Origin of the sequence: Thermomonas mangrovi (assembly GCF_028201335.1) — a bacterium.
Lineage (GTDB): Bacteria > Pseudomonadota > Gammaproteobacteria > Xanthomonadales > Xanthomonadaceae > Thermomonas > Thermomonas mangrovi.
Map to the genome: position 1 here is coordinate 1 of NZ_JAPEVV010000013.1, position 5,697 is coordinate 5,697.

The following is a 5,697-nucleotide window of genomic DNA, read 5'->3' on the forward strand; positions in this document are numbered from 1 at the left end:
GCAAGCCCCGGGCTGGCAGTCCATTGCCAGGCGCCATAAAAGACAATACCCCGGACCTTTCGGTCCGGGGTATTGCGTATATAAAGGCCCTGGCGATGACCTGTTGCGGGTCGCGGCTGCGCCGCGCACCGCAACGCGATAGGCGGAGTATTGGCCATTCATCCGGCAAGCCTTGCGCAAGCCAAGTCATTGCCATGAACGCGATAAAAGACAAAACCCCAGCTCGATGAGCTGGGGTTTTGCTTTTATAAAGGCCCTGGCGATGACCTACTCTTGCATGGCTTGAGCCACACTACCATCGGCGCAGCTGTGTTTCACTTCCGAGTTCGGGATGGGATCGGGTGGTACCACAGCGCTGTTGTCACCAGGGAGAGGGTGGAGGGTCGCCGGCTTCGGTGAAGCAGCGCCACGCTCTCAGGGGGTGGGGAAGAGGGTCACGAGCGTTTGTCGCAAGCCTTGGACGTGTTGAGGCCAAGGGTTTCATTCGACGAGTCGAAGAAACTTGAGGTGATATGGTCAAGCCACACGGATCATTAGTACAGGTAAGCTCAACGCATTACTGCGCTTACACACCCTGCCTATCAACCACCTGGTCTTGATGGTTCCTTCAGGGGGCTTGTGCCCCGGGAGATCTCATCTTGAGGCGCGCTTCCCGCTTAGATGCTTTCAGCGGTTATCGCTTCCGAACATAGCTACCCGGCAGTGCCACTGGCGTGACAACCGGAACACCAGAGGTTCGTCCACTCCGGTCCTCTCGTACTAGGAGCAGCCCCTCTCAAATCTCCAACGCCCACGACAGATAGGGACCGAACTGTCTCACGACGTTCTGAACCCAGCTCGCGTACCACTTTAAATGGCGAACAGCCATACCCTTGGGACCGACTACAGCCCCAGGATGTGATGAGCCGACATCGAGGTGCCAAACACCGCCGTCGATATGAACTCTTGGGCGGTATCAGCCTGTTATCCCCGGAGTACCTTTTATCCGTTGAGCGATGGCCCTTCCATACAGAACCACCGGATCACTAAGTCCTAGTTTCCTACCTGCTTGATCCGTCGATCTTGCAGTCAAGCACGCTTATGCCTTTGCACACAGTGCGCGATGTCCGACCGCGCTGAGCGTACCTTCGAGCTCCTCCGTTACTCTTTAGGAGGAGACCGCCCCAGTCAAACTACCCACCATACACGGTCCCCGACCCGGATCACGGGCCCAGGTTAGAACGTCAAGCACATCAGGGTGGTATTTCAAGGTTGGCTCCACCACAGCTAGCGCCATGGTTTCACAGCCTCCCACCTATCCTACACAGACGAACTCAACGTTCAGTGTAAAGCTATAGTAAAGGTTCACGGGGTCTTTCCGTCTTGCCGCGGGAACGCTGCATCTTCACAGCGATTTCAATTTCACTGAGTCTCGGGTGGAGACAGCGCCGCTGTCGTTACGCCATTCGTGCAGGTCGGAACTTACCCGACAAGGAATTTCGCTACCTTAGGACCGTTATAGTTACGGCCGCCGTTTACCGGGGCTTCGATCAAGAGCTTCGCCTTGCGGCTGACCCCATCAATTAACCTTCCGGCACCGGGCAGGCGTCACACCCTATACGTCCACTTTCGTGTTTGCAGAGTGCTGTGTTTTTGATAAACAGTCGCAGCGGCCTGGTCACTTCGGCCGACCTCAGCTATTCACCATGGTCGGCGCACCTTCTCCCGAAGTTACGGTGCTATTTTGCCTAGTTCCTTCACCCGAGTTCTCTCAAGCGCCTGAGAATTCTCATCCTGCCCACCTGTGTCGGTTTACGGTACGGTCTGCGTAAGCTGAAGCTTAGGGACTTTTCCTGGAAGCGTGATATCGGTGACTTAGTCCCATTGGACTCGTCCTTGACCTCAATGTTGCGCCCCCGGATTTGCCTAAGGGCACCACCTCAGTCCTCTCACCGGGACAACCAACGCCCGGCTCACCTAACCTTCTCCGTCCTCCCATCGCACTTACGCGAGGTGCTGGAATATTAACCAGCTTCCCATCGACTACGCATTTCTGCCTCGCCTTAGGGGCCGACTCACCCTGCGTCGATTAACGTTGCGCAAGGAAACCTTGGGCTTTCGGCGTGCGGGCTTTTCACCCGCATTATCGTTACTCATGTCAGCATTCGCACTTCCGATACCTCCAGCGGACCTCTCGATCCACCTTCGCAGGCCTACGGAACGCTCCTCTACCGCGCACAACGAAGTTGTGCACCCCAAGCTTCGGTTCAACGCTTAGCCCCGTTAAATCTTCCGCGCAGACCGACTCGACCAGTGAGCTATTACGCTTTCTTTAAAGGGTGGCTGCTTCTAAGCCAACCTCCTGGCTGTCTGTGCCTTTCCACATCGTTTTCCACTTAGCGTTGATTTGGGACCTTAGCTGTGGGTCTGGGTTGTTTCCCTTTTCACGACGGACGTTAGCACCCGCCGTGTGTCTCCCGTACAGTCCGTCTCGGTATTCGGAGTTTGCAATGGTTTGGTAAGTCGCAATGACCCCCTAGCCATAACAGTGCTCTACCCCCGAGAGGATACATACGAGGCGCTACCTAAATAGCTTTCGAGGAGAACCAGCTATCTCCGGGTTCGATTAGCTTTTCACTCCTAATCACACCTCATCCCCTACCTTTGCAACGGGAGTGGGTTCGGGCCTCCAGTACCTGTTACGGTACCTTCACCCTGGGCATGACTAGATCACCCGGTTTCGGGTCTACTGCCCGCGACTATGCGCCCTTATCAGACTCGGTTTCCCTTCGCCTCCCCTATACGGTTAAGCTCGCCACGAACAGTAAGTCGCTGACCCATTATACAAAAGGTACGCCGTCACCCTTGCGGGCTCCGACTGCTTGTACGCACACGGTTTCAGGGTCTATTTCACTCCCCTCGCCGGGGTTCTTTTCGCCTTTCCCTCACGGTACTGGTTCACTATCGGTCGGTCAGGAGTATTTAGCCTTGGAGGATGGTCCCCCCATGTTCAGACAGGGTTTCACGTGCCCCGCCCTACTCAATTTCATCGATCAGGCCCTTTCGCATACGGGGCTGTCACCCGCTATGGCCACTCTTTCCAGGGTGTTTTGCTAAAGCAAGATCGACTTTTGGGCTAGTCCGCGTTCGCTCGTCGCTACTGACGGAATCTCGGTTGATTTCTTTTCCTACGGTTACTTAGATATTTCAGTTCACCGCGTTCGCCTTGCATGGCTATGTATTCACCATGCAATACCCTTGCGGGTGGGTTTCCCCATTCGGACATCGCCGGATCAAAGCTTGTTGCCAGCTCCCCGACGCTTTTCGCAGGCTGCCACGTCCTTCATCGCCTCTGACCGCCAAGGCATCCACCGTGTGCGCTTATTCGCTTGACCATATCACCCCAAGTCGCCTCGGGACGATACGCATACCAGCGAATGGTACGACTTAATCACTTCGATAAAGATGGCTTACGCCATCTCGCCTCAGCCTCGACACGTTGCAAGACTTACGTCTCAAACGCTCGTTTGACTCTCTTCCCCGATTTTCAAAGAACATGCCCAGGCCACAGTGCCCAGGCATTTCAAAGTATGTGTGCGCAGAACATTCAGAGTGGTGGGTCTGGGAGGACTCGAACCACCGGCCTCACCCTTATCAGGGGTGCGCTCTAACCACCTGAGCTACAGACCCAAAGTGTCTTTCCTTCAGATGGTGGAGCCTGTCGGGATCGAACCGACGACCCCCTGCTTGCAAAGCAGGTGCTCTCCCAGCTGAGCTAAGGCCCCGTCAAGACGGGACACGCAACCCCTCGGGGATCGCGCTCTCTGAATGCAGGTCACTTGTGCGGACGTCTGGCAATGCGTTGCCATGTCTCAAAAGGAGGTGATCCAGCCGCACCTTCCGATACGGCTACCTTGTTACGACTTCACCCCAGTCATCGGCCACACCGTGGCAAGCGCCCCCCTTGCGGTTAAGCTACCTGCTTCTGGTGCAACAAACTCCCATGGTGTGACGGGCGGTGTGTACAAGGCCCGGGAACGTATTCACCGCAGCAATGCTGATCTGCGATTACTAGCGATTCCGACTTCATGGAGTCGAGTTGCAGACTCCAATCCGGACTGGGATGGGGTTTCTGGGATTGGCTCCGCCTCGCGGCATTGCAGCCCTCTGTCCCCACCATTGTAGTACGTGTGTAGCCCTGGCCGTAAGGGCCATGATGACTTGACGTCATCCCCACCTTCCTCCGGTTTGTCACCGGCGGTCTCCTTAGAGTTCCCACCATTACGTGCTGGCAACTAAGGACAAGGGTTGCGCTCGTTGCGGGACTTAACCCAACATCTCACGACACGAGCTGACGACAGCCATGCAGCACCTGTGTCACGGTTCCCGAAGGCACCAATCCATCTCTGGAAAGTTCCGTGCATGTCAAGGCCAGGTAAGGTTCTTCGCGTTGCATCGAATTAAACCACATACTCCACCGCTTGTGCGGGCCCCCGTCAATTCCTTTGAGTTTCAGTCTTGCGACCGTACTCCCCAGGCGGCGAACTTAACGCGTTAGCTTCGATACTGAGCTCCAAGTTGAGCCCAACATCCAGTTCGCATCGTTTAGGGCGTGGACTACCAGGGTATCTAATCCTGTTTGCTCCCCACGCTTTCGTGCCTCAGTGTCAGTGCTGGTCCAGGTAGTCGCCTTCGCCACGGATGTTCCTCCCGATCTCTACGCATTTCACTGCTACACCGGGAATTCCACTACCCTCTACCGCACTCTAGCCCGCCAGTATCCAATGCCATTCCCAGGTTGAGCCCAGGGCTTTCACATCGGACTTAACGAACCACCTACGCACGCTTTACGCCCAGTAATTCCGAGTAACGCTTGCACCCTTCGTATTACCGCGGCTGCTGGCACGAAGTTAGCCGGTGCTTATTCTTCCGGTACCGTCAGGACACCAGGGTATTAACCCGGCGCTTTTCTTTCCGGACAAAAGAGCTTTACAACCCGAGGGCCTTCTTCACTCACGCGGCATGGCTGGATCAGGCTTGCGCCCATTGTCCAATATTCCCTACTGCTGCCTCCCGTAGGAGTCTGGACCGTGTCTCAGTTCCAGTGTGGCTGATCATCCTCTCAGACCAGCTACGGATCGTCGCCTTGGTGGGCCTTTACCCCGCCAACTAGCTAATCCGACGTGGGCTCATCCAATCGCGCCAGGCCCGAAGGTCCCCGGCTTTCCCCCGAAGGGCGCATGCGGTATTAGCGTAAGTTTCCCTACGTTATCCCCCACGACTGGGCAGATTCCCACGTATTCCTCACCCGTCCGCCACTCGCCACCCACAGAGCAAGCTCTGCTGTGCTGCCGTTCGACTTGCATGTATTAGGCCTGCCGCCAGCGTTCACTCTGAGCCAGGATCAAACTCTTCACTTAAAACTGCATAGCCCGAAGGCTAAAAGCTTTGGTGCAGAGTCCGTTCCAGCCCCATTACTCGCTGTACGTGTACTTGCGTACGAATACTTTGAAATTGATGGTTCTGTTACGAACGTCTGCTGATGGACAACCGCCACCACCAGACGCCCGCACAAGTCACCTGCGCACACTGTCAAAGATCCCGGGCTTCGGCCTCAGCGCCTTGCCCAACCCCCGAAACATCAATCAGCCCGAGGGAGCCGCACATCATACAAGGGTTTTGAAGAACGTCAACACCCCGTGATGATGATTTTTGCTT

Annotated in this window: 2 tRNA genes and 3 rRNA genes; all 5 read right to left on the reverse strand. The window is 55.8% G+C overall.

Features of this window, described 5'->3' with window-relative positions:
- Window positions 1-254 precede the first annotated feature (254 nt).
- The 5 genes from rrf to ON759_RS13810 all read right to left on the reverse strand — a co-directional run bounded on the left by rrf (window position 255) and on the right by ON759_RS13810 (window position 5,399).
- Window positions 255-369 (reverse strand): 5S ribosomal RNA (gene rrf, locus ON759_RS13790).
- Between the two features lie 143 nt (window positions 370-512).
- A 23S ribosomal RNA gene (locus ON759_RS13795) occupies window positions 513-3,374 on the reverse strand.
- A gap of 218 nt (window positions 3,375-3,592) precedes the next feature.
- Window positions 3,593-3,669: transfer RNA gene (locus ON759_RS13800), tRNA-Ile, on the reverse strand.
- Between the two features lie 19 nt (window positions 3,670-3,688).
- Window positions 3,689-3,764: transfer RNA gene (locus ON759_RS13805), tRNA-Ala, on the reverse strand.
- Window positions 3,765-3,854: 90 nt separating this feature from the next.
- Window positions 3,855-5,399 (reverse strand): 16S ribosomal RNA (locus ON759_RS13810).
- Together the 16S, 23S and 5S rRNA genes with 2 tRNA genes alongside form the textbook arrangement of a ribosomal RNA operon.
- Window positions 5,400-5,697 lie beyond the last annotated feature (298 nt).